Origin of the sequence: Pseudomonas sp. HN8-3, from assembly GCF_020790195.1 — a bacterium.
GTDB classification, from domain to species: Bacteria; Pseudomonadota; Gammaproteobacteria; order Pseudomonadales; family Pseudomonadaceae; genus Aquipseudomonas; species Aquipseudomonas synxantha_A.
Map to the genome: position 1 here is coordinate 1,122,120 of NZ_CP086206.1, position 24,565 is coordinate 1,146,684.

Annotated in this window: 23 protein-coding genes and 1 pseudogene; 14 read left to right on the plus strand and 10 right to left on the minus strand. The window is 61.1% G+C overall.

Annotated features, from left to right (window positions below; genetic code table 11):
- Positions 1-3 precede the first annotated feature (3 nt).
- The 4 genes and pseudogenes from LJX92_RS04955 (at position 4) to LJX92_RS04970 (ending at position 3,473) form a co-directional block, all read left to right on the plus strand.
- Positions 4-1,101, plus strand: coding sequence for an amino acid ABC transporter permease (locus tag LJX92_RS04955; protein ID WP_228309369.1), 1,098 nt, complete (start codon positions 4-6; stop codon positions 1,099-1,101).
- An 11-nt stretch (positions 1,102-1,112) separates the two neighbouring features.
- Positions 1,113-1,877 (plus strand): amino acid ABC transporter ATP-binding protein, encoded by a 765-nt coding sequence (locus tag LJX92_RS04960; RefSeq protein WP_005785051.1) that lies wholly within the window; start codon positions 1,113-1,115, stop codon positions 1,875-1,877.
- Between the two features lie 185 nt (positions 1,878-2,062).
- Positions 2,063-2,218, plus strand: a pseudogene (locus LJX92_RS04965) (GntR family transcriptional regulator); the annotation flags it as partial.
- Positions 2,208-3,473 carry a CynX/NimT family MFS transporter gene (locus LJX92_RS04970; RefSeq protein WP_148853487.1) on the plus strand — a complete coding sequence of 422 codons (1,266 nt, stop codon included), beginning with the start codon at positions 2,208-2,210 and terminating at the stop codon, positions 3,471-3,473. The pseudogene LJX92_RS04965 and the gene LJX92_RS04970, both read left to right, overlap by 11 nt.
- Here LJX92_RS04970 and LJX92_RS04975 read toward each other — a convergent pair.
- The 9 genes from LJX92_RS04975 to LJX92_RS05015 all read right to left on the minus strand — a co-directional run bounded on the left by LJX92_RS04975 (position 3,470) and on the right by LJX92_RS05015 (position 11,817).
- Positions 3,470-4,114 (minus strand): DUF1120 domain-containing protein, encoded by a 645-nt coding sequence (locus LJX92_RS04975; RefSeq protein ID WP_103733360.1) that lies wholly within the window; start codon positions 4,112-4,114, stop codon positions 3,470-3,472. The two genes, LJX92_RS04970 and LJX92_RS04975, sit on opposite strands and share 4 nt — an antisense overlap.
- 25 nt (positions 4,115-4,139) lie before the next feature.
- Positions 4,140-5,279, minus strand: coding sequence for a DUF1120 domain-containing protein (locus LJX92_RS04980; RefSeq protein WP_216090776.1), 1,140 nt, complete (start codon positions 5,277-5,279; stop codon positions 4,140-4,142).
- Positions 5,280-5,290: 11 nt separating this feature from the next.
- On the minus strand, positions 5,291-7,714 hold the full coding sequence (locus LJX92_RS04985) for a fimbria/pilus outer membrane usher protein (RefSeq protein WP_416309142.1): 2,424 nt from the start codon (positions 7,712-7,714) through the stop codon (positions 5,291-5,293).
- Between the two features lie 132 nt (positions 7,715-7,846).
- Entirely contained in the window at positions 7,847-8,551 is a 705-nt protein-coding gene (locus LJX92_RS04990; protein WP_032877660.1) for a fimbria/pilus chaperone family protein, read from the minus strand.
- Between the two features lie 32 nt (positions 8,552-8,583).
- Positions 8,584-9,267, minus strand: coding sequence for a DUF1120 domain-containing protein (locus LJX92_RS04995; protein WP_223017612.1), 684 nt, complete (start codon positions 9,265-9,267; stop codon positions 8,584-8,586).
- 3 nt (positions 9,268-9,270) lie between these two features.
- Entirely contained in the window at positions 9,271-9,891 is a 621-nt protein-coding gene (locus tag LJX92_RS05000; protein ID WP_032877658.1) for a DUF1120 domain-containing protein, read from the minus strand.
- A 15-nt stretch (positions 9,892-9,906) separates the two neighbouring features.
- Positions 9,907-10,527: a DUF1120 domain-containing protein gene (locus LJX92_RS05005; protein WP_032877657.1), complete on the minus strand. Its 621-nt coding sequence runs from the start codon at positions 10,525-10,527 to the stop codon at positions 9,907-9,909.
- Positions 10,528-10,560: 33 nt separating this feature from the next.
- Complete coding sequence (locus LJX92_RS05010; protein WP_032877656.1) at positions 10,561-11,178, minus strand: DUF1120 domain-containing protein; 618 nt, start codon at positions 11,176-11,178, stop codon at positions 10,561-10,563.
- A 15-nt stretch (positions 11,179-11,193) separates the two neighbouring features.
- Entirely contained in the window at positions 11,194-11,817 is a 624-nt protein-coding gene (locus LJX92_RS05015) for a DUF1120 domain-containing protein (RefSeq protein ID WP_032877655.1), read from the minus strand.
- A 382-nt stretch (positions 11,818-12,199) separates the two neighbouring features.
- On the opposite strand from LJX92_RS05015, the gene LJX92_RS05020 reads away from it, so the two are divergent.
- The 6 genes from LJX92_RS05020 (at position 12,200) to dacB (ending at position 18,876) form a co-directional block, all read left to right on the plus strand.
- A complete protein-coding gene (locus LJX92_RS05020; RefSeq protein WP_032877654.1) occupies positions 12,200-13,018 on the plus strand; it encodes a response regulator in 819 nt (272 codons plus the stop codon).
- Positions 13,019-13,218: 200 nt separating this feature from the next.
- Entirely contained in the window at positions 13,219-13,854 is a 636-nt protein-coding gene (locus LJX92_RS05025) for a response regulator transcription factor (protein WP_032877653.1), read from the plus strand.
- Between the two features lie 91 nt (positions 13,855-13,945).
- Positions 13,946-14,416, plus strand: a complete 471-nt coding sequence (locus LJX92_RS05030) for a nuclear transport factor 2 family protein (protein ID WP_032877651.1) — start codon at positions 13,946-13,948, stop codon at positions 14,414-14,416.
- A gap of 37 nt (positions 14,417-14,453) precedes the next feature.
- On the plus strand, positions 14,454-14,726 hold the full coding sequence (locus LJX92_RS05035) for a GIY-YIG nuclease family protein (protein ID WP_032877650.1): 273 nt from the start codon (positions 14,454-14,456) through the stop codon (positions 14,724-14,726).
- 109 nt (positions 14,727-14,835) lie between these two features.
- Positions 14,836-17,250 (plus strand): TonB-dependent siderophore receptor, encoded by a 2,415-nt coding sequence (locus LJX92_RS05040; protein WP_032877649.1) that lies wholly within the window; start codon positions 14,836-14,838, stop codon positions 17,248-17,250.
- A gap of 168 nt (positions 17,251-17,418) precedes the next feature.
- Positions 17,419-18,876 (plus strand): D-alanyl-D-alanine carboxypeptidase/D-alanyl-D-alanine-endopeptidase, encoded by a 1,458-nt coding sequence (dacB, locus tag LJX92_RS05045; protein WP_228309371.1) that lies wholly within the window; start codon positions 17,419-17,421, stop codon positions 18,874-18,876.
- Between the two features lies 1 nt (position 18,877).
- On the opposite strand, the gene LJX92_RS05050 is transcribed toward dacB, so the two are convergent.
- Positions 18,878-19,657: an IclR family transcriptional regulator gene (locus tag LJX92_RS05050; RefSeq protein WP_032877646.1), complete on the minus strand. Its 780-nt coding sequence runs from the start codon at positions 19,655-19,657 to the stop codon at positions 18,878-18,880.
- A gap of 120 nt (positions 19,658-19,777) precedes the next feature.
- Here LJX92_RS05050 and hmgA point away from each other — a divergent pair, with 120 nt between their 5' ends.
- The 4 genes from hmgA (at position 19,778) to LJX92_RS05070 (ending at position 24,450) form a co-directional block, all read left to right on the plus strand.
- On the plus strand, positions 19,778-21,061 hold the full coding sequence (hmgA, locus tag LJX92_RS05055; RefSeq protein ID WP_103733368.1) for a homogentisate 1,2-dioxygenase: 1,284 nt from the start codon (positions 19,778-19,780) through the stop codon (positions 21,059-21,061).
- Positions 21,062-21,064: 3 nt separating this feature from the next.
- Positions 21,065-22,351: a fumarylacetoacetase gene (gene fahA / locus LJX92_RS05060; RefSeq protein ID WP_228309372.1), complete on the plus strand. Its 1,287-nt coding sequence runs from the start codon at positions 21,065-21,067 to the stop codon at positions 22,349-22,351.
- 12 nt (positions 22,352-22,363) lie between these two features.
- A complete protein-coding gene (maiA, locus tag LJX92_RS05065) occupies positions 22,364-22,999 on the plus strand; it encodes a maleylacetoacetate isomerase (RefSeq protein ID WP_032877642.1) in 636 nt (211 codons plus the stop codon).
- 89 nt (positions 23,000-23,088) lie between these two features.
- Positions 23,089-24,450: an MFS transporter gene (locus LJX92_RS05070; RefSeq protein ID WP_103733371.1), complete on the plus strand. Its 1,362-nt coding sequence runs from the start codon at positions 23,089-23,091 to the stop codon at positions 24,448-24,450.
- Positions 24,451-24,565: the final 115 nt, after the last annotated feature.

Below are 24,565 nucleotides of genomic sequence, written 5' to 3' on the forward strand. Positions count from 1 at the left end.
CCCATGACTACGCATACGTTCAAACCTGATATGCCACCCCCGGACAAAGTCTTCGGGCCGGTGGCCTGGATGCGCGCCAATCTGTTCTCAAGCTGGCTTAACACGCTGCTGACTTTGCTGGCGATCTACCTGGTGTACCTGGTGGTGCCGCCGATCCTGCATTGGGCGATTCTGGACGCCAACTGGGTCGGCACCACGCGCGCCGATTGCACCAAAGAGGGCGCCTGCTGGGTGTTCATCCAGCAGCGCTTCGGACAGTTCATGTATGGCTATTACCCCGTCGACCTGCGCTGGCGCGTGGACATGACGGTATGGCTGGCCATCGTTGGCGTGGCGCCGTTGTTCATCTCGCGTTTTCCACGCAAGGCGATCTACGGCCTGGGCTTTTTGCTGCTGTACCCGATCATTGCCTACTGCTTGCTGCATGGCGGCGTGTTCGGGCTGAGCAACGTGGCGACCAGCCAATGGGGCGGCTTGATGCTGACCCTGGTGATCGCCACGGTGGGCATCGCCGGCGCCTTGCCGTTGGGCATTGTACTGGCGTTGGGACGGCGTTCGAACATGCCGGCGATTCGGGTGGTTTGCGTGACCTTCATCGAGTTCTGGCGTGGCGTGCCGTTGATCACGGTGCTGTTCATGTCATCGGTGATGTTGCCGTTGTTTCTGCCCGAGGGCATGAACTTCGACAAGCTGTTGCGTGCCCTGATCGGCGTGATTCTGTTTCAGTCGGCCTATGTGGCTGAAGTGGTGCGCGGTGGCTTGCAGGCGATCCCCAAGGGGCAATACGAAGCGGCTGCGGCGATGGGCCTGGGTTACTGGCGCAGCATGGGCCTGGTGATCTTGCCGCAAGCCTTGAAGATGGTGATACCGGGCATCGTCAATACGTTCATCGCACTGTTCAAGGACACCAGCCTTGTGATCATCATTGGCCTGTTCGACCTGCTCAACAGCGTCAAGCAAGCCGCCGCCGACCCCAAATGGCTGGGCATGGCCACTGAAGGCTACGTGTTTGCCGCCCTGGTTTTCTGGATTTTCTGTTTTGGTATGTCGCGCTATTCCATGCATCTGGAACGCAAGCTCGACACCGGCCACAAGCGTTAGGAGTTGTTTTAATGAGCCAAGCAATCAAACAGCCGGTGAGCCCTGAAGGCATTATTCAGATGCAGGGCGTCAACAAGTGGTACGGCCAGTTCCACGTGTTGAAAGACATCAATCTCAACGTCAAGCAGGGCGAGCGTATTGTGCTGTGCGGGCCGTCGGGCTCGGGCAAGTCCACCACCATTCGCTGCCTCAACCGCCTGGAAGAGCACCAGCAAGGCCGCATCGTGGTCGATGGCGTGGAGTTGACCAACGACCTCAAGCAGATCGAAGCGATCCGCCGTGAAGTGGGCATGGTGTTCCAGCACTTCAATCTGTTCCCACACCTGACCATCCTGCAAAACTGCACGCTGGCGCCGATGTGGGTGCGCAAGATGCCCAAGCGCAAGGCAGAGGAAATTGCCATGCACTACCTTGAACGTGTACGCATTCCAGAGCAGGCCCACAAGTTTCCGGGGCAACTGTCCGGCGGCCAGCAACAGCGTGTGGCCATCGCCCGTGCCTTGTGCATGAAACCGAAAATCATGCTGTTCGACGAGCCGACCTCGGCACTCGACCCGGAAATGGTGAAAGAGGTTCTGGACACCATGATTGGCCTGGCCGAAGACGGCATGACCATGTTGTGCGTGACTCACGAAATGGGCTTTGCGCGCACCGTGGCCAACCGCGTGATCTTCATGGACAAGGGCGAGATTGTGGAGCAGGCGGCGCCGAATGACTTCTTCGACAACCCGCAGAATGACCGGACCAAGTTGTTCTTGAGCCAGATACTGCATTGATCAATGGTTGAACACATAAACCCGGCCTGGTGCCGGGGTTATTGTTTTTCGGCTAGCAAGCCTTGAGCGCCTCTGGCTTCGTGTTGACGATATGAGTGAAACCGCGCAAATACCTTGGCATAGCCACTCTGCTGCTTCTTTTGCTACCCAGGCACTCTGGTGCGTTGCCTTTGCAGGCAACTGCGAATAGCCTCGTCGGCGCCCAGTTACGTCAGGCCCTGAACATCTCACCGCATCGCCAGGCTGTATTCGACCTGCATATCGCCTTGCTCGACGCGGTAGAAAATCAAGACCCCGAACGTGCCAAATCCCTCTGCCGGCAGTTGATCAATGAACCTTGAAGCCAAACGTACGACTGAACTCGAAGAACTGTTGATCGACGCCGAAGCCGATGACGAGGCCGTTCAGCAGGCCCATCCGCGGGTGGTTCGCCCGTGGCTCCTGCTGCTGGGCCTGGTACTGGTGGCGTTGAACCTGCGGCCGGCGCTGTCGAGCATGTCGCCACTGCTGGCTGAAGTCTCCAGCAGCCTTGGGTTATCTGCGGCGAAGGCCGGGTTGCTGACCACTTTGCCGGTCTTGTGCCTGGGCCTGTTCGCGCCCACTGCGCCGATCCTGGCCAGACGTTTTGGCGCCGAGCGCGTGGTGCTGGGCATTCTGCTGACCCTGGCCGCGGGGATTATCCTGCGCAGTTCGTTCGGTGAAGTGGGGCTGTTCGCCGGCAGCCTGATTGCCGGTGCGAGTATCGGCATCATTGGCGTGTTGCTGCCGGGCATCGTCAAGCGCGATTTTGCCAGGCAGGCGGGCGCCATGACCGGCGTCTACACCATGGCGTTGTGTCTAGGGGCTGCGTTGGCTGCGGGAGCCACGGTACCCCTGAGCCAATATTTCGCAGACAGCTGGGCCATCGGTCTGGGTTTTTGGGTTATTCCGGCGTTGCTGGCGGCCTTGTTCTGGTTGCCACAAGTGGGGCAAAAGCACGGTGCCCATCAGGTGGCTTACCGGGTCAGAGGCTTGCTGCGTGACCCGCTCGCCTGGCAGGTGACTTTGTACATGGGCCTGCAATCGTCCCTGGCCTACATTGTGTTTGGCTGGTTGCCGTCAATCCTGATCGGACGTGGCCTGAGTGCTACCGAAGCCGGGTTGGCGCTCTCAGGCTCCATCATCGTGCAACTGCTCAGTTCCCTGGCCGCACCGTGGTTGGCCACCCGAGGCAAGGACCAGCGCCTGGCGATTGTGGTGGTGATGCTGCTGACCCTCGGTGGCCTGTTCGGTTGCCTGTATGCGCCGCTGGACGGTTTATGGGGCTGGGCGATTCTGCTCGGTCTGGGGCAGGGCGGCACCTTCAGCCTGGCGCTGACTTTGATCGTGCTGCGCTCGCGTGACGCTCACGTCGCCGCCAACCTGTCGAGCATGGCCCAGGGTATCGGTTACACCCTGGCGTCAATGGGCCCGTTTGCGGTTGGCCTGGTGCATGACTGGACTGGCGGCTGGGCGGCTATCGGCTGGATCTTCGCGGTGATCGGCCTGGGCGCGATTGTCGCGGGTCTGGGCGCCGGTCGTGCGCGCTACGTACAGGTCACCAGCGAGAAGCTCTAGAGGTAAACCACTTCCAGAGTGGCCGAACCATCGAGCGGGGTTTCCACGCTCAGGTCCAGGTTTTGTCGAGCATTGATCACCGTCTGCACGGTGACGGTGCTCAGCATTAAACCGATGGCCGCGGGCCCGCTGACACTGCCCTCCACATCGGTAAAGCCCAGGTAGCTCCTGGAGCCTATGTCGATGGGGTTGAGGTTGGACGTGCGCCACGCCAGTCCCCCGGTAGTGGACTCGGTGCCGTAGATCTGCGCAATGTTGCCGGCCTGGGTCTGTCGTGGGTCGAAGGTCATGGAGTAGACCCCCAGGCGATTGCCGCTGATATCGAACCCCAGGCCGTAGTAAATCTCGCTGTCGACCATGGCCGAGCCGTCGCGGTTGTCGCGCATGCGCAGGGCAAAGCGAACCGTGCCCGTGCAGGCGATGCCGACGGTCAGGGTCTTGACGGGCAGGCGCGTGGCGGTCGCCAGGTGCAAGTCCTGTTGGGCAATCTTGCCGTAGTCAATCAGGGCGCCGCCGGGGAACTGCGGCAAGCAGGCGGAGGGAGTGATCAAGCCTTTGACACTCAGGTCCACCGCCGAGGCGGCTAGCACAGAGGGCGTGCTGGTCAACAGCAACAGACTGGTAAAGAGGCGGGTTTTCACGGGACGAGTTCCTCACAGTGACGGGTCAGGGGTAGACGATTTCGATAGTGCCGGAACCATTGATATGCACCACCTCGCGAAGATCCAGGCTTTGCATGGGGGCAAGGTAAGACTTGAGACGCATCGTGCCGGTCAGGGTCTGGATGGCCACCGGGCCGGTGGTGACGCCCGTCGTGTCGGTAAACCCCAGCAGGCTGTTGGCGGCCATGGGGATTTGCCGCGCGGTGGAACTGCTCCACGCCACGCCGTTGCTGGTGGAGTCGGTGCGGTACAGCGCGGGCAAGGTGTCGGCGCTGAATTCGGCCGGGTCGATAGTCAGGTAAAATCGCCCGATTTTGTTGCGACTGGCATCCAGGTCCAATCCATAAGCGGTTTCATCGGTACCGCCCGTGGCCGAACCGTCGCGGTTGTCTTTCATGCGCAGAGCAAAGCGGATCGGCGCATCGCAGGTCACACTCAGGCGCAGTGTGCGAATGGGCAGCGGTGTTTCAGTGGTGGTATTTAGGTCTTTGGCATACAGGGTGCCGTAGTCCACTACGCCCTGGTCGGATAATGTCGGCAGGCAGGCGATGGGCGCAAAGTGCGCGCGCACGGTCAGTTCCCGGTAGCGTCCGTTTTGTGCGCTGTACAACATCCCGGAAACTTCCCAGGTGGTGTTGTCGCGCACTTGAGTGGCAGCGGGGTCGGCCCAGGCGCGCAGCGTCAGTTGCAACGACAGGGTGTTGCCCCTGAGCACCGCACCGTGTGCGACCGGCGCGATGCCATGGCCGGAACGCCATTCCAGCACCGCGCCATTGGCCACGGGCGCCTGGCCCGCAGCAGGTAGCAGCCCCAACTCTACGGCGCGACCATCGAGCACGGCGTTGCCGGCTTCGATGGCATAGCTGCCATGCGGGGTAAATTGCAGGCGCTGCGGGCTAGCGGCCAGTGCGCGATAGAACAGGCTCAAATCTTGCGCTTGCGGACAGTTGATGGTCACGCTCAGGCGCCGCTCGCCAAGCAAGCGCTCCAGCGCACTGTCGCTTTGTGCCAGGCGGCTCATCAAGCCGAAATCGATCAGGGATTCGCTGACATTCAGTTGGCATTCTTCCAAGGCGTGGGCGGTGCCGGCCCCGCCGATCAATAACCACAGGCACAGTTGGCGCATACATGTTGCGAAGGGCATGACGGGGATCCTCAAGGCGCGTGGCAACGCGCGGGAGCAGTTTCGAAGTACACCGTGGGGTCGGCTTTTTCCGGCAGGGAGTAACGCAATTCGCATCGACCGCCATCGGGTGTGGTTATCCACAGCGTCGATTGGTCCAGCACGTTGGGTAGAAACACCTGGCTGGCGTCCTGCACCAAGGTGACGAACTCGCCGCTGGCGCTGCTGACTGAGGCTCCGGCAGGCAGAGGTGTACCCTGGTCGGTGCTGACGGTGAGCAATATGCGACGGGTCAAGCTGATGCCAAATTCGACTCGGTCAACGGCGCCGCGTCCGGCCGAGATCATCGCCAGGCCATTGTTGATGTCGGCATTGCGCGGCAGTGAACGTGTCTGCACTTCCACTGGGCTGCGCCCGTAGGCGGCGACTTGCGGCACCACGGCCTGGCCTTGCCAGTCGGTCCACACCGCGCCGCTGGGGGTACTTAGCTTGATGCCACTCATATCGCCGACCGACACCAGGGCAAAGGTGTCGCGCACCGGGTAGGGTGAAAAAGTCACGCCGTCGCCATGTATCACCACACCGCCGCGAGCGCCGCCTTGATAACTGGAGCGTTCGGCATCAGCGCGGCTGTAGCTGAAATCGAGCTGGCTGTAACGCGGCAGTACCGAGACGCCCAGCGTGGTTTCCACTTGATGGTCGCTGCTGTCGTGTTCGGCGCTGACGCGATAGCTGAGTTGGTCGTCGATCTGTTCGGTGAGGCCCAGGCCGGTGCGGTTCTCACCGCCGGAATTGCGCACCCAGCTACGTAGCCGGCGACTTTCGCCCAACGGCACGCTGATATTGAGGTACACCGCGTTGTCCTGTTGCTGGCTACCGCCCATTTGCCACTCGGCACTGGCCGACAGTGACACAGCGCCGATGCTCGTGCCCCAAGAGGCCAGCGCACGGCTGCTGCTGTCGCCAGCGAAGTTGGCCGAGCGCGCAACCCCGGCGCTGAACGCACCCAGCAGCGGATGCGACCAGCCCAGGTTGAGGCTTTGTTGGTCGCGATAACGGGCGTCGCGGTTGCTGTCATCACGCTCATACGTGCTTTCTTCAAGTTCGCGATAGCCGATGCTGCGCCAGGAATTGGCGGCGCTGATCGACCACTGCTCGCCCAGGCGCTGGGACCAGGAAAGGTCGGTCTGTACGCCCGAAACCTTTTCCCACGCCTGGGTGTTGGACAGCTGTGTGGACAGTTGGATCTGGCTGTCCACCCACGGCAACCAGCCCAGGCTGGCGCCCACCGAGCGGTATTCGCTGGCTGCCAGTACACCAGTGCCCAGGGTCAACTGCGGGTGCAGCGCACCGGTCCAGCCGCCACTGACCACCCACGGATCCTCGCCTTTGGCGTCGCCCACATTCCGCACCCGGCCCGCGGCCACGGAGTAACCCGGTGCTGGCAACCCAAGGCCGAGCATGGCCGCCGGTACGGTGAAGCGCCGCTCACCCCCGGCGCTTTCCTTGACCGTGACCTCGACGTCCGAGCGCGTATTCAAGCGACGTACATCGGGCAGGGTAAAGGGGCCAGCGGGCACGACGGTGGAGTGAATCAACGCACCGTTCTGTCGTACCTCCACCTGGGCAGGGCTGTTGGCAATGCCCTGGATCAGCGCACCCTGGCCCTGTTCTTGAAGGGCTTGCTCGGTAAGCACCTGCACCCCGGTAATCTGCGCGCCGGACAGTACCGGGTTATACAGGTTGATTTGCCCAGCCTGCAGCACCGCCTGGTGGCTGGCGAAGGTGCGCTGGGCATAGGCTTGCAAGTGGGTGCTGCGTGACAGGCCATCCTGCCAGGTCTGTACTTGGCGACTGCGCACGATCCAATCGCCGGCATTGAACCCCACCTCGGTGTTGGCCGAGCCAAAGCGGCTGGTGTCATCGCCGAAGCGGTTGTAGAAACCACTGAGGTCGTAGTTGAGCAGCCCGGCAAACCCGCCGGTTTCGTACCCCGAGATATCCTGCTGTATGGGGCGCAGCGCCTCGGTGGGTACCACCAGTGACACCGTCAGCGTCGCCGGGTCCGGTTCAACCAGGGTTTGCGGATATTGCGCAAGAAAATCGTGACAACCTGCCGTTTCATTCGGGATCACCAGGTTGGCGGCGTCCAGCAATTCGCGGTCGAAGCACGGGTTGCCTTGCTGATCGAAGGTCACATCCAGCCGGCCGCGTCGCTGACCATTGACCCGCAGATTGACCGTGTGTTGCCCGGTGGCGAAGCGCGGTGCTGCCAGCAGCAGGCTGGCCAGCTGTGGATCAATGCCGCGTTGATGCAAGGTCTGGGCGTCGAAGCTGGAGGCGCTGGAGTTTTCGGCCCATGCCTTGGCGGGCATCAGCGCGCACAGCAGCAACACCAGCGGCAAGGTCGAGTTGGCAGGGATGTCGGGCACGGCTTCGCCGTCACGGTAACTCAATACTGTTTTCACGCAAGGTACTCGAGTAGTGAACGCGCGGGCCCCGTGTGCCCAGGCGTTCTGGTGACGGTCAATGAGCCGTCACTTCGTTATTCAGGCGGCGGTCAGGGGTGCGACGCCTGCGGTTTTCAGTCAGAGGGTGATCGGTGCGTCGTAGGCTTTCACCGCAAAGCCGTACACAGTGGCCGGCTGCAACCTGACCGTGTTGGCCTGCCCGCCGCTGGCCGGCACGCTCAAGGCTTCGCCGGGCAGCACGTAAGTGCGCGGCAGCATCGCCCTGCCGTTGCCGGGCAACAGCAGCAGTTCCTGCGCCAGGCGCACTACATAGGGCGTGTCGTTACGTACTTGCAACTGGCCGTCGCGCAAGGTCCAGGTCAGGTCGGTCCAAGGCGTGCGGTTGGGGGCAAGGCCTCTGGGATGCACGATCACCGGCAAGTTCTGGCGCACGGTCACGCCCACGCGGGCATGCCCGGCGGCGGTCGCGGCACGGCCTTGGGGCATGCCTTCGAACACTGCGCGTTTAAGCCGTTGGGTGAGCAACGGCTTCCGGTTTTGCAGGATGAAGCGCACCAACTGGGATTTAGACGCCTCGACCCGTGACAGCGGCGGTGTCACCACCAGCAGCGGCTCGGTGTCTTCCGGAATATCCTGCAAGGTCACATGCAGCAGCGCGAGTTGGCTGTCGGTGTTGGTCACCGACACTGCCGCTTCGCCTTCGGCTTCGAACACGATCACCACGGAGGTGTCCGGTACCATCCCGTCGGCTTTGACTTGATTGCCGAGTATCAGCAGCAGGGCGATAAGGCCGACAGCGGTGTTTGAGAATGTCGTCGTCATGACGGGTTTTCCATTAGGCCAAAAGGTATCGGTCAGAGGTAACGCAAATCCAGGACGATGGAGCCGTCGAGGGGGACTTCCTGGTCCAGCGTCAGGTACTGCGAAAAATTGATGGCGGTGACCACCTGAAGCTCCGCGGTCAGTTGGCTGATGAAGTCCGGTTGACGGTCGCCCAGCAGTGCAAAGGCCATATAGGATCTTGGATAGGCGTTGGGGTCCGGTGACCAGGTTTCCCCGTTGTTGGTGGAGGCCAATACCTGCATGGGCTGCGCATCGCCCACTACGTTGCGATAGGACAACGCTACGGAGCCGAGACGCTCCTCGGGGGCGTGGATGTTTCTGCCCAGTCCGTAGAAAAAGTCGGGGGCCAGCGAGGAGTCGGCGCGATTGTCGATGCCTACCAAGGCAAACAGCATGGGCCTGGCGCAGAGCACATGCAGTTCGAGTAGCTGGCTGGGCAGCACGGTGAACTCGTCTACGTTGAGGCTATGTGCGGGGATCTTGTCATGCTCGATGATGCCGTCATTCATCAGCTCGATGTGGCAGGCATCCGGTGTCACCCGGCCGGTCACCGTGAGGTCGACGGTCGAGGCTGCGTGGGTATCGGTCATCGCGGCCAGGCCAAGCACGATGGCCACGTTTCGCCCCCATGCCGTGAGCACGCGCAACGCCAGGCGCAGCCCATGCCTGCCGGCGTTCGAGGGGTGGGCGGCCATGGGTTACAGGTACTTCACTTCAAGGGTGGCGGAGCCGTCGATGGTCACCTCATTGCTGAGGTCCATGCCGGCAGTGCTCATGATGAAGGTCTGCACTTGCAGATCGACCAGCAGGTCTTTGACAGGTAGCGGCTGGCTGTCGTCATCCATTGCGGCGATCGACATGTACAGGCCCGGATCCCAGAACTTTTCTTTGAACCAGGTATTACCTTGGTCGGACGATGCAATGGGTTGCACCACTACACCATCCTCGGCCAGTGGATTGGCAAGCGTGAGGCTGTATCCCCCCAGCTTCTGGGTGTCATTGATAAAGCCCAGGCCGTAACTCGAAGAGATACCTGAGGATGCACGGTTATCGATCGAGTGCAGGGCGAATTGGATCGGCGCATCGCAATTGACGGCCAGGATCAGGGTATGGTTGCCAATGACTGTCGGGTTGTCAGGTTTCAGATCTTTAGCGGAAATCTTGCCATGGTCGATCACACCTCCACCGGACAGGCTGGGTATACAGGCGCTGGGCACGATCAGCCCCTTGACGGTCAGGTCGACGCTGGAGGCAGCGAAGGCAGTGGCTGAGTTGAGCAGAAGTACGCTGGCGGCCAGCGTGGTCAATCGAATATTCATCGGGTCTCCTTATCCTTAGAGGTAATTGACTTGCACGGTGGCGTGACCGTCGATAGGCACATCGTCGGTCAGTGTCAGGTTGCTGGCGGGCGCGATGTGAGTGATCAGGCGGATCTCGGCCTCCAGCTTCTGGATCGCAATCGGTACCACGCCGTCGTTGTTGGCGACCGCTGTCAGCACGGTGTGGCTGAGCATCACGGAGGGCATCCAGGTTGCGCCGCCATCCCTTGAGACGATGGTGCGTACCGGCACGTCGTCGGCCACCGGCTGGTAGAGGCCAAGCCCGGCATCACCGACTTTTTCATCGTTGGGGGTCATGCCCAGGCCGTGCCAGCTGAAGTGGCTGGCGGTGGTGCCGGCGCGGTTGTCGATGGTGTTCAGGGTAAAAAACGTCGGCCCTTCGCAATGCACGCTCAAGAGCATGGTTTCTCGGGGCAGGTCGGTGTAGGTGTCGCTATTGAGATCCTTGACCGACACCTTGCCGAAGTCGACATTGCCACCGCCGGAGACCTCTGGCGCGCAGGCGCTTGGCGTGATGATGCCTTTGACGGTGAGGTCCAGGCTGCTGGCGGCCAGTGTGAGAGGCGAGATGGTCAACAATAGGACGGCCAGGGGCGTGGCTCTTAAGTAAGTCATCGTTTGAACCTTCCTTAGTACGAAGATGATGGGTTACAGGTACAGAACTTCAAAAGTTGCGGAGCCGTCCAGCGCCACTTCGTTGGCCAGGCTCAAGCCGTTGGCGGGTGCAATGGCAGTGCGCACGGTGATGTCCATGAGCGCGTTCTGCACGGGGTGCGGGGCCCAGCCGGAATCGGCACGGCTGCCCAGGGCCACCAACATATCGTCTTGCAGCGGGTCCTCCGGATAGAGCGGCGCCCAGGGGCGCTGTTCGTACTGGTAGAGCAAGGTCGAAGGTGTTTCGGCGACGGGGTTACTGAACATCAGTTGGTACCCGCCGAGCTTTTCTGTGCCGTTGGCTACACCCAGGCCGTAGGCGCCAAACGTTGAGGAGCCGGCTCGGTTGTCGATGGGCTTGATGGCAAACAGCGTCGCCGCCTCGCAATTCACGCTCAGTTGTAATGTCTGGTCCTCAAGCCAGGTATGGCTGTCGAGGTTCAGATCTTTTGCTGCGACTTTTCCATAGTCCACAGCCCCTGGCAGGTTCGGGGTGCAGGCACTCGGTGTGATCAAGCCCTTGACGGTCAGGTCCACGGAGCTGGCAGCGAAAGCGGATGACGTCATGGTGAGCAACAGCGCGCCGCTCAACAGGGGCAGGCGGGGCTTCATCTGGGAAACGTCCATTTACAGGTACTTCACTTCAAAGGTCGCGGAGCCGTCGATTGCCACTTCGCTAGTCAAGGTCAGGTTTCTTGCAGGTGCAATCAAGGTGTGCAGCGTCATATCCATGAGCGCGTCTTTGATCGGGTGGGGGGCCCAACCGTTCTCACCGCGGCTGCCCAGCGCCACCAGATCGTTGGGGGCAATGGCCTCATCCGTAAGGAGGTCTGTCCATCGGCCCTCGGAGTTGTACATTGCAATCAGGGTGGATGGTGTTTCAGTGACGGGGTTGCTGAACGTCAACTGATACAGGCCGAGCTTCTGGGTTTCGTTGATCAAGCCCAGGCCAAAGGCGAAGCCGGACGCGGCGGAACCGGCTCGATTGTCGACGGGATGGATTGCAAACAGCGTCGCCGCGTCGCAATTGACGCTCAGTTGCAGGGTCTTTTTCTCAAGCGGCGTATAGCTGTCTTGATTCAGATCTTTTGCGGCGATTTTTCCAAGATCGACGTCACCCGGCAGGTTGGGTGTGCAGGCGCTGGGCGTGATCAACCCTTTGACAGTCAGGTCGACGCTGCTGGCGGCGAAAGCGGATGACGTTATAGCGAGCAGCAGGGCACTGCTCAGTAGGGATACAGAGGTCTTCATTTCAAATTGTTCCATTACAAGCTGGCAGATTGAGGCACGCCAGGGCAACGCCCGGTCGTGTGTGGGCGGGTGGTTGCCTGGAGGCGATCTCGATTTTTTTGCGCTTGCCGGGGAGTGGCAAGTCGTCCCTCTTTGGGGTGGGCACAATCTAGCGAGGGGGGCGCGCGGGGGAAATACAACTAATACGACATTGGCGGGGGGGGCGAAGGACGTGCCGGGAGAGGGGGGCGGTGGTGCTTTTCGTAGTTGTTGTATCGACTCGGTCAGGCTCAAAAGATTATAGATATCCCCTGAATGGGTATTTGCTACATGAGAGGTCTCGAGGGCTATTGCACCAGTGCCGGAGATTACTGCCGGATCAATAGTCACGATAGAGGTACTGATGGGTTCGCTGGTAGGTTCAACAGCAGGAGCGAACCGCAAATTGAAGCCGCAAGGTGCCCCCCCGCTTCATTGGCAGCAGTTGAGCGTGCTGGTGGTGGAAGACCATTCAGCCTACCGCCTGTTGCTGGGTTGTTTGCTGCAGAAACTGGGGTTGGGATACGAATTGGCCGACGATGGGTACGTCGGGCTGGCGGCCTTTGCCAGCCGGCCCTTCGACTTGGTGATCAGTGATTGCCAGATGCCGTTCATGGACGGCTACAGCATGGCTCGCGCTATTCGCCAGCATGAGTGCGACAACGGGCAGAGGCGAGTGCCGATCATTGCCTTGACCGCCAACCTGCAAAACGACAGCCCCCAGCGTTGCCGCGACGCCGGCATGGATGCCTGGCTGCTCAAGCCATTGACCCTTGAACAGCTGCACGCCGTTTTGGCACGCTGGCTGCCGGGCGTGGATGACGCGTATGTCGTCCAGAAGGCTGTTGCGCCGCTCGCCGGCTGGCCAACCCGTGCCACGTTGGTCGCCATGTTTGGCAGCGAGCGTATCGTCGATCAATTGTTGGAAACCCTGTTGTTCGAGGCCTGGGAAGACCACCGCGTGTTGCGCCATGCCTGCTTGACGTTGAACTCGTCACTGACGGCTGAGCGCCTCCATCGATTGGTGGGCAGCCTGGTGTTTTTGGGCGGTACTGGCCTTGAAGCCAGCGCCGTGAAGCTGATCGAACAGGTCCAGTCCCAGGGTGTTGCTGCGCACAAGGTGCAATTGGAGTTTTTCCTGGCACGCTTGTTCGTCTATCTCGAGTACCTCTCTGAAGTCTGAGAGGTAGTGTTGGCGCAGAGCGTTTTGCAATCCGTTGATCTTGTCTTTGCTGTAGGTATTTTCTTATTGTTTTGTAGGCAAAAAAGTGTGAGCTACTGAACATTGAGCGTGACTGCCAGCAGCACTTTGTTAGCGGTTGTTGATGAGCGCCAGCGGGGGTATTTTGCGCGGATTCAGTTTGCCATCATTCGTGGGAATCTATGCTTCGAGTAATTATTGCTGACGATCACCCTATTGTGCGTATCGGGCAGAAAGTCGTGATTGAGGCGCATGGCCGGTGCAAAGTGGTCGCGGAAGCCGACGGCCCCGATCAGTTGCTCGAACTGTTGAGGACAACCCCGTGTGACGTGCTCGTCACAGACTTTGCCATGCCAGGCGGCCAGCAGGCCGACGGCTACGGGCTGTTGAGCCTGTTGCACCGCCAATATCCGCAGTTGCCGGTGATTCTGGTGACCATGTTCGCCAGCGTCGCCACCCTGCGTGCTTCCTTCGCCCATGGTGCCAAGGCCGTGGTGGCCAAAAGTGCTTCGGCCAAGGAGCTGCCCCAGGCGATCAAGGCTGTGTGTGCCGGCCAGACGTTCGCCAGTGAATCCCTGCGGATGCAAATGGTAGAGGCGGGTACGGGCGATCAGTCCCAGGTGCCGCAATTGTCCTGCAAGGAGCGCGAGGTGGTGCGCATGTTGGCCAGCGGCATGACCGTCAGCCAGATTGCGGCACAGGTCAACCGCAGTATCTCTACCATCAGTAAGCAGAAAAGCACGGCTATGCAGCGGCTGAGTATCTCAACCGATGTAGACCTGTTCGCCTACGCTCGCAGCACTGGGATGGTGCCGTAGGCTCCTGCATTTGCCTGGCGAATGTCAGTAGCCAGCGCGGTGTGGGCAGCCTATCGTGCGCTTATTCTTTCGAAACCTGCGGAGCCTGCCCATGAGTGATGCCCATAACGCCCTGATCACCGCGTTCTACAGTGCCTTCCAGCGCCTGGATGCCGAAGCCATGGCCGCCTGCTACACCGAAGACGTGGTGTTCAGCGACCCGGCCTTCGGCGAGTTGCGCGGGCGCGACGCGGGGGATATGTGGCGAATGCTCACCACGCGGGCAAAGGATTTCTCCCTGACCTTCGACCACGTGCGCAGTGATGACAGCACAGGCAGCGCGCACTGGGTGGCGACGTACCTGTTCAGTGCCACGGGCAATACGGTGGTTAACGACATCGGTGCGCGCTTTGTGTTTCGCGACGGCAAGATCTGCGAGCACCACGATCACTTCGACCTGTGGCGATGGTCGCGCCAGGCGCTGGGCTTGAAAGGGCTGCTGTTGGGCTGGTCGCCGGCGCTGAAAAATGCGGTGAGGGCCCAGGCGCTTAAAGGCTTGAAGGCATTCCAGGCCGGTCGTTGATAAGATTGGCGCTCCTCTGGTTTGCCGAAATTGCCCTGTGACTGATCCTGTAGAACCCAAACCCTGGTTCGTCTACCTGGTGCGTGCCGCCAATGGCTCGTTGTATTGCGGCATCAGCAATGACCCGGTGCGCCGCTTTGCCTGCCACCAAAGCGGCAAGGGCGCGCGGTTTTTCTTGTCCAGCCCGGCGGTGGCGTTGGTGTACACCGAACAATGCGCGAGCAAGGGTGAGGCGTTGCGCCAGGAGCGGCTGATCAAGAAGCTGAAGAAGAGTGCCAAGGAGTGTCTCGCGACGAGTGGCAAGCAATGATCGAAATTATTTACTGATTCATGTGAGGTAAATCCCCGGCCCATCCGTGTAGTGCATGAAACTGCGATCTATTCGCATTAACAGCGTTTTCTACACGGGTTCTCACAGCATGAAGTCAACGGCGGGTGGTTGGGTAAAACAGTGGCTGGGAGCCTCGGTCTTGGCGGTGTCAGGGCTGGCTTTGCTGCCTTTGAGCGTTGCGCGTGCGCAGGAGCAGCAAAGCGCCCAGTTCAATTTTGCCCTGGCAGCCAAACCACTGCCCCAGGCCCTGAGCGAGTTCAGCCGTGTCACAGGCATCAGTGTGATCTACACCGATGAAGCGCCTTATGGCCTCAATGCCCCGGCGCTCAGTGGGCAGATGAGCGCGACCCAGGCCCTGCAACGTCTGCTGAGCAATACAGGTTTCACCTTCCGCCAGATCGACGCCCGCACCCTGGCCCTGGAGCCGCTGCCCAGCGACGGCGCGGTCAACCTTGGCGCCACCACCATCAGCGCGGCCAACCCGACGCAGGACAGCACCAGCTATCAGCCGCCGCCCACCAGTTCGGTGATGCGCTCCCATGGGTTGCTGCTGGAAACCCCGCAAACCGTCAACGTGGTGCCGGCCCAGGTGCTGCGCGACCAGCAACCGCGCAACCTGGATGACGCCCTGGGCAATATCAGCGGCATCACCCAGTCCAACACCCTCGGCAGTACTCAGGACGCGGTGATGTTGCGTGGTTTTGGCGACAACCGTAACGGCTCGATCATGAAGGACGGTATGCCGGTGGTGCAGGGCCGTGCCATGAACGCTACCGCCGAGCGTATTGAAGTGCTCAAGGGCCCATCCTCGCTGTTGTATGGCATCCAGGACCCGGGCGGCGTGGTCAATATCGTCAGCAAAAAGCCTGAGCTGATGCAGTCCACCTCCCTGACCGCGCGCGGCTCGACCTTCGGCAGCGGCAAGAACGGCAGTGGTGGCAACCTCGACACCACCGGCCCCCTCGGCGACAGCGGCCTGGCTTATCGCCTGATTGTCGATCATGAAGACGAAGATTACTGGCGTAACTACGGCACCCATCGCGAGACCCTGGTGGCGCCGTCCCTGGCCTGGTACGGCGATACCACCCAAGTGGTGCTGGCCTATGAACACCGCGAATTTCTCGCGCCGTTCGACCGTGGCACCGCCATCGATCCCAAGACCAACCACCCGCTGAACATCCCCGCCACCCGGCGTCTGGATGAACCGTTCAACAACATGGAAGGTCGCTCCGATCTGTACCGCCTGACCGTCGATCATGATCTGAACGACGACTGGAAAGCTCACTTCGGCTACAGCTGGAATCGCGAAACCTATGACGCCAGCCAGGTGCGCGTGGTCAAGGTCAACACCAACGGCACCCTGACCCGTAACATGGACGGTACCCAGGGCGCGTTGACCACCGACCGCTTCGCCACCGCCAGCCTCGAAGGCAGGGTCGATGTTGCAGGTATGCAGCACGATCTGGTGTTCGGCCTGGACGATGAGTACCGCAAGATCTACCGTGCCGACCTGATCCGCCAGGCGCCGCGGGGCACCTTCGATTACAACAACCCGGTATACGGCAATGAAGTCGCCGGTTCCAAAGTCAGCGCGCCGGACAGCAACCAGACCGATCTGCTGCGCAGCGATTCGCTGTTCTTCCAGGATGCCATCCACCTCAACGATCAATGGATCCTGGTCGGCGGTGCGCGCTACCAGATGTACGATCAATACGCCGGCAAAGGCGTGCCGTTCACCGCCAACACCGACGGCAATGGCCAGAAGTGGGTACCACGGGCCGGGCTGGTGTATCGCTACACTGATCAATTGTCGTTCTACGGCAGTTATACCGAGTCGTTCAAACCCAACTCCACCATCGCGCCGCTGGCCAATAAAACCGTGTTGAGTGGCAGTTTGCAGCCGGAAGAATCCAAAGCCTGGGAGCTGGGTACCAAGTTCGACCTGCCGGGGCGCATCACCGCCAGTGCCGCGCTGTTCACGATCGATAAACGCAACGTGTTGGTGCAGGTAGGCGAGGGCCTGACCTCGGAGTACAGCGTGGCCGGCAAGGTGCGCTCTCGCGGTCTGGAGCTGGATGCCAGCGGCCAGCTGACGGATAAATGGAGCCTGATTGGCAGCTATGCCTACACCGATGCCGAGGTTACCGAAGACCCTAAGCTCAAAGGCAATCGCCTGCAGAATGTGGCAAAAAGCACCGGCTCGTTGTCGGCGGTGTATGACTTCGGCAGTGTCCTGGGCGGCGATCAACTGCGTGTCGGCGCCGGGGCGCGTTATGTCGGCGAGCGGGCAGGGGACGCGGCCAACAGTTTCGAACTGCCCAGCTACACCGTGGCCGATGTGTTCGCCAGCTATGACACCCGGCTTGAAGGGCAGAAGGTCAAGTTCCAGCTCAATGTGAAGAACCTGTTCGATCGTACTTACTACACCTCATCGGTGAATACGCAGTTTGTGTCCATGGGCGATGCGCGGCAGGTGTCGGTATCCAGCACCTTGACCTTCTGATTCATTTATCTGTGGGAGCTGGCTTGCCTGCGATGGCATCGACTGGGTTTGCCTGATACACCGAGTTGTCTGCATCGCAGGCAAGCCAGCTCCCACAGGAAAGCGGTCGCCACATTGATAGCGAGCTGTTAGCGTTGCCGCCATTGCATGCTTATGGAAAACGCAACGATGCACTTTGTAAAATGGTTACGCACCGGCACCCTGCTGGTCGGTTTGAGTTTTTTACTGGGCGGCTGCGCCAGCGTCTCCCAAACTTCCACGCCGGCAACCCTGGATAAACTGTTGAGCGATCCGGCGCTGCAAGGCGCTACGGTCTCGCTGATGGTACGTGACGCCCGCACGGGCTCCACGCTGTATCAGCAAAACCCGCGCACCCGGTTGGTGCCCGCGTCCAACCTCAAGCTGTTGACCACAGCCGCGGCCATGGACGTGCTGGGGCCGCAATACCGCTTCGCCACCCAACTGCTGAGCAATGGCATACGCCAGGGCGACCGTTTGACCGGCAACCTGTACCTGCGTGGCCTCGGCGACCCGACCGTTCAGTTTGCCGATTACCAGGCCCTGGCCGCGCAGTTGGCCAGCCAGGGCGTGCGCCAGGTGCAGGGCGACCTGGTGTTCGATGACACCTGGTTCGACGCTGAGCGGCTGGGTGTCGACTGGTCTCACGATGACGAAACCACCTACTACGGCGCGCAGATTTCAGCGCTGACCGTGTCGCCTAATTCGGATTTCGATGCAGGCAGCGTACTGGTCACCGCGAAGGCTGCGCTGCGGGCCGGCTCGCCGGTAAGTGTCGAGATTTTTCCGCCCACCGATTACCTGCAACTGAGCAACCGCGCCATCAGTGGGCCAGGCAACAGCTATGGGATCAACCGTCGCCATGGCACCAACCTGTTGCAGCTCAGCGGTGCAGTGGCGCCGGGGCGGCAGAGCCAGCAATTGGTCAGCGTCTGGGAGCCGACGCAACTGGTCGCGAATCTATTCGAACAAGCCTTGGCGCAACAGGGCATCACCGTATTGGGGCGTCGAGTGATGGGTGGGGCAAGCCCGGCTGCAGTGACGGTGCTGGCCGAGCATCAATCGGCGCCGTTACAGGCGTTGATCACGCCGTTGCTCAAGCTCTCGAACAACAACATGTCCGAAGCCTTGCTCAAGGCTATGGGGCGCCAGACCGCCAATAGCGGCACGGCAGCGGCGGGCGCCGTGGCCGTGGCTGGGTTTCTCAAGCGCCAGGGGCTGGACACCACCACGTTCAGTCAGGTCGACGGCTCCGGCCTCTCGCGGCGCAATCTGGTGTCGTCGCAAACCCTCACCGACCTGCTACTGGCCGCCAGCAAACAGCCGTGGTTCGACACCTGGTACAACGCGCTGCCGATTGCCGGCAACACCGACCGCATGACCGGCGGCAGCCTGCGCTACCGTCTGCGCGACACGCAGGCGCAGAACAACCTGCACGCCAAGACCGGCTCCATGGGCGGCGTGTCGTCATTGAGTGGTTACATCACCGACGCCGGCGGGCGCAAGCTGGTGTTCGCGATGCTGACCAACAACTACGTGGTGGCCGGCGCGCAGGTCAAGGCGCTGGAGGACCGCGTGGCAGTGGCGCTGTCGCGCAACGACGATTGATTCAGGGCTGATAGCCCATACGCCAACTCACGGCCCGGGTCGCCGCCAGCAGGTGCTGCGCCGCCGGGCCATCTTCATCGGCATGGAACAGTGAGGTCGGGCCGACCACGGTCATCACTGCCGCCACTTGCCCGACCGCATTGAACACCGGCGCCGACAACGCATCCACGCCGGGCATCAGCAGGCCATGCACAAAGTGCAGGCCACGGCTGCGGATTTGTTCGCACACGCTGGCATAGGCCTGATCGTCTGCCAAGGTATGAGCGGTGCCGGCTTGAACCTCGCGTTCGCGCAGTTCCACGGTTTCCCGCGACGGCAGGTAAGCGCTGAACACCAGCCCGGTGGACGAACTGAGCAGCGGCAGCACTGAGCCCAACTGCGTCACCACGGTAACGGCACGCACTGCCGGCTCGATCTGTACCACGGTCGCGCCCTGGTTGCCCCACACCGCCAGAAAGCAGGTCTCATTCAATTCATCGCGCAGCTCGGCCAGGGGCATGGCGCCGACTTTCAACACATCCATGCTGCCCAGCGCCGCCAGCCCCACGCGCAACGCCTCCCGGCCCAGGCCGTAATGGTTGGTGGCGGTGTTCTGCTCGGCAAATCCGGAGGCAATCAGCGCCTGCAAATAGCGGTGGACCTTGCTCGCCGGCATCTGCACATGTTCGGCCAGACGTGACAGCGAGGTGGCCGGGGACAATTCGGCCAGAGCCTTGAGAATATCGGTGCCGACTTCCGCCGAACGGACTTTCTGTTTACCGGTGTCGCGGGGCTTTTCCATGGAAGGGCGAGAATCCGAAAGATGAATGGGCGTCTTTATAGCTTGACGGTCAACAGTGATCAAATTACGTTATGCGTAACTGGATTACGATAAATACAACTGACCCCCAGAGGATGATCCATGACCCTCGAATACCTTTCGGGTTTCGGCAACGAATTCGCCAGCGAAGCCTTGCCTGGCGCATTGCCCGTCGGCCAGAACTCGCCGCAGAAGGCCCCCTACGGGCTGTATACCGAACTGTTTTCCGGCACGGCCTTCACCATGTCGCGCAGCGAAGCCCGGCGCACCTGGCTGTACCGCATCCAGCCGTCGGCCAATCACCCGGCGTTCATCAAGCTTGCGCAGCAATTGGCCGGTGGACCCTTGGGCGCAGTGACGCCCAATCGTCTGCGCTGGAACCCGCTGGATATTCCGAGTGAGCCGACGGACTTTATCGATGGACTGGTCGGCATGGTGGCCAACTCGGGGTCGGAAAAACCTTCGGGCATCAGCATCTACACCTACCGCGCCAATCGTTCCATGGAGCGCGTGTTCTTCAATGCCGACGGTGAACTGCTGATTGTGCCGGAGCAGGGCCGCCTGCGCATCGCCACCGAACTGGGCGCGTTGGACGTCGAGCCGCTGGAAATTGTCGTGCTGCCCCGTGGCCTCAAATTCCGTATCGAACTGCTGGATGCACACGCACGCGGTTATGTTGCCGAGAACCACGGCGCCCCGCTGCGCCTGCCCGACCTGGGCCCCATCGGCAGTAATGGCCTGGCCAACCCGCGTGACTTCCTCACGCCAGTGGCCCGCTACGAAGACCTCAAGCAACCGACCACGCTGGTACAGAAATTCCTTGGTGAACTGTGGGCCTGCGAGTTGGACCATTCACCACTCAACGTGGTCGCCTGGCACGGCAACAACGTACCGTACAAATACGACCTGCGTCGTTTCAACACTATCGGCACGGTGAGTTTCGATCATCCGGATCCGTCGATCTTCACCGTGCTGACCTCACCTACCAGCGTGCATGGCCTGGCCAACCTCGACTTCGTGATCTTCCCGCCGCGCTGGATGGTGGCCGAGAATACCTTCCGTCCGCCATGGTTCCATCGCAACCTGATGAACGAATACATGGGCCTGATCCAGGGCGCCTACGATGCCAAGGCCGAAGGCTTCCTGCCCGGCGGCGCGTCGCTGCACAGCTGCATGAGCGCCCATGGCCCGGATGGCGAGACCTGCACCAAGGCCATAAATGCGGACCTGGCGCCGCACAAGATCGATAACACCATGGCCTTCATGTTCGAGACCAGCCAAGTGCTGCGCCCGACCCAGTTCGCTCTAGAGTGCCCGCAGCTGCAACCTGCTTACGACGCGTGCTGGGCCTCACTGCCCGCCACCTTCAACCCGAATCGGAGATAACCCATGACGCAACCAACGCAGACCCGCAGCTGGGTGGCCTCGGCCAACGGTCACGCGGATTTCCCCCTGCAGAACCTGCCCCTGGGCGTGTTCAGTATCAACGGCTCGGCCCCGCGCTGTGGCGTGGCGATCGGCGATATGGTCCTCGACCTGCACGCCGCGCTGGATGAATTTGACGGTGCTGCCCGGCGTGCCGTTGAGGCAACAGCGGGTGGCCAATTGAACGTTTTTTTTGAACTTGGCCGTGGGCCACGCGTGGCGTTACGCGAGCGCCTGCTGGAGCTGCTGGCCGAAGGCAGCCAGCTGCAACAGCGCGAAGCGCAGGTGCTGCACCACGCCGCCGATTGCCAGATGCACTTGCCGGCGAAGATCAATGACTACACCGACTTCTACGTCGGCATCGAGCACGCGCAGAACGTCGGCAAACTGTTTCGCCCGGATAACCCCCTGTTGCCCAACTACAAGTACGTGCCGATTGGTTACCACGGCCGTGCGTCGACCATTCGCCCGTCGGGCACGCAGGTCCGGCGCCCCAAAGGCCAGACACTGCCGGCCGGCCAGTCCGAACCGACGTTCGGCCCCTGCGCACGCCTGGACTACGAACTGGAGCTGGGCATCTGGATCGGCCAGGGCAATGCCATGGGCGAAGCGATTGCCATCGGCGATGCGGCCGAGCATATCGCCGGTTTCTGCCTGCTCAATGACTGGTCGGCGCGAGATATCCAGGCCTGGGAATACCAGCCGCTGGGCCCGTTCCTGTCGAAAAGCTTTATCACCAGTATTTCGCCATGGGTGGTGACCGCCGAAGCGCTGGAGCCCTTTCGCAAAGCGCAACCGGCGCGGCCCGAGGGCGACCCGCAACCGCTGCCGTATCTGCTGGATAAACGTGATCAGAACGCGGGCGCCTTTGATATCGAGCTGGAAGTGCTGCTCACCACCGCCTCAATGCGCGAGCAGAACCTGCCCGCCTATCGCCTGACCTTGAGCAATACCGAGCATATGTACTGGACAGTGGCGCAAATGGTTGCGCACCACAGCGTCAACGGTTGCCAGTTACAGGCCGGCGACCTGTTTGGTTCAGGCACCTTGTCCGGGCCGCAGCCGGGGCAGTTCGGCAGCCTGTTGGAAATTACCGAAGGCGGCAAGAAGCCGATTGAATTGGCCTCGGGCGAGGTACGTAAATTCCTTGAAGACGGCGACGAAATCATCCTGCGTGGCCGTTGCCGCCGCGAAGGTTTTGCCAGCATCGGCTTCGGTGAATGCCGCGGTACTGTGGTTGCGGCACGTTAAGAGGGCAGGGTCATGGAACTCTATACTTACTACCGTTCCACCGCGTCGTATCGGGTACGTATTGCCCTGGCGCTCAAGGGCCTGGATTTCACCGCGCTGCCAGTCAACCTGCTGGTCCCGGCAGGCGGCGCCAATCACCAGCCCGAGTACCTGGCGATCAACCCTCAAGGACGTGTACCGGCGTTGCGTACTGATCAAGGGGAGACGTTGATCCAGTCACAGGCGATCATCGAATACCTGGAGGAGCGTTATCCACAGGTGCCACTGCTCTCCAGCGATCCGGCAGCCCGTGCCCATGAACGGGCGGTAGCGTCGATCATCGCCTGCGATATCCACCCGCTGCACAACTCCAGCACGCAGAACCTGTTGCGTCAGTGGGGGCACGATGAAGCGCAGTTGCTTGAATGGATCGCCCATTGGGTCAGCCAGGGGCTGGGTGCGGTGGAGCAGTTGATTGGAGATAAGGGCTTCTGCTTTGGCGAGCAGCCAGGCATGGCGGATGCATTTCTGATTCCACAGCTGTATGCGGCCGAACGTTTCAAGGTGCCGCTGGTGGCTTACCCGCGCATTGGGCGAGTGGCAGCGTTGGCGGCGCAGCATCCGGCCTTCGTACAGGCCCACCCCGCCAATCAACCTGACACACCGTAGAACCCTGTGGGAGGGAGCAAGTCGAATCGTCGCACCGCCCCTCCCACATTTGATCGTGCCAACCTAATAAAAAATAAAGGTACCTTGCGATGCACAATCAGATTGCCAGCTTTCGCGCGGCACTCGACGCCCGTCCGGTGTCGCGCTACCAGTGGTTGATTCTCGTGTTGCTGGCATTACTGCTGGTCACCGATGGCTACGACGCCCAGGTGCTGGGCTATGTAGTGCCGGCGCTGGCTCAGGATTGGGGCCTGGAAAAAGCTGCGTTCGGGCCGGTGTTCAGCGCCAACCTGCTCGGGTTGACCCTCGGCTCGCTGCTGGTGACACCGCTGGCGGATCGTTTCGGCGTGCGGCGCATCCTGTTGGCCTGTGTGCTGATCTACGCCAGCCTCACCGTACTGATGGTGTTTGCCAATTCCCTCACCACACTGATGGCGGCGCGGTTTATCTGCGGCATCGGCATGGGGGGCGCAATGCCCAGTGCCATGGCATTGATGTCTGAATATTCGCCGCCGCGCATGCGCACCTTGATGGTGACCCTGGCGGCCTGCGGCTTTTCGTTCGGCGGTGCGGCAGGTGGCTTTGTGGCGGCCGGGTTTATCGACAGCTTTGGTTGGCAGGCGGTGTTCCTGGCTGGTGGGGTAACGCCGTTGCTGCTGTTCCCGTTCCTGGTGTGGCTGTTGCCCGAATCCTTGCCACGCCTGTTGCGCGATGCCCCGCCGTATCTGCGTTTGCGCAAAGTCACGGCGCGGATGCTGCCCGACTGGCAACCGCCGCCCGCGACCGAAGCTGAAAACCTGCAGGAACAAGGCAGCAAACTGACGGTGGTGGAGCTGTTTCGCAACGGCTACGCGCGCCCGACGCTGCTGATCTGGGCGACTTTTTTTGTCAGCCTGATTTTGCTGTATTTCATGATCAGCTGGTTGCCATCGCTGTTGCTCGAAAGCGGCCTGGCGCTGAACGAAGCCAACCTGGTCACGTCCATGTTCCTGTTTGCCGGCACCTTGGGCGCCATCCTCATGGCCTGGTTTGCCGACCGTCTGAAAAGCAAAGTGCGGTTGCTGTCCGGGGTGCTGGCGGCGGCTGCGTTGTGCACCATCCTGCTGGGCTTGAACCACGACAATCCACGTTACCTGGTGGCCTGCGTGTTCGCCGCCGGGTTCTGCATCATCGGCGGGCAACTGACCCTCAATGCCTTTGCGAGCAATTTCTACCCGGCGCAGGTGCGCGCCACCGGCACAGGCTGGGCGTTGGGGGTAGGGCGTTTTGGATCAATCCTGGGGCCGCTGTTCGGCAGTATGTTGCTGGCGATGCATATACCGGTGGAGCAGATTTTCTTCTTCTGTGCGATTCCGGCGGTGATTGCGGCGCTTTTGATTATTCAGGTGCGGGCGCCGGGCTCCACTACGCTAAAAACGCCAGTGCCTGGCGATATTCTCAATCGCACCTAGGGGGCGTTCTCAATTAGTTTCCCCGTCGCGCCGGGTCTGCTGTTGTGCAGGGCAAGGCGCGAGAAGCGTGGTTTGGTCATTCCAAATAAGCTTCGAGCAACGCAGCCCTGCACAA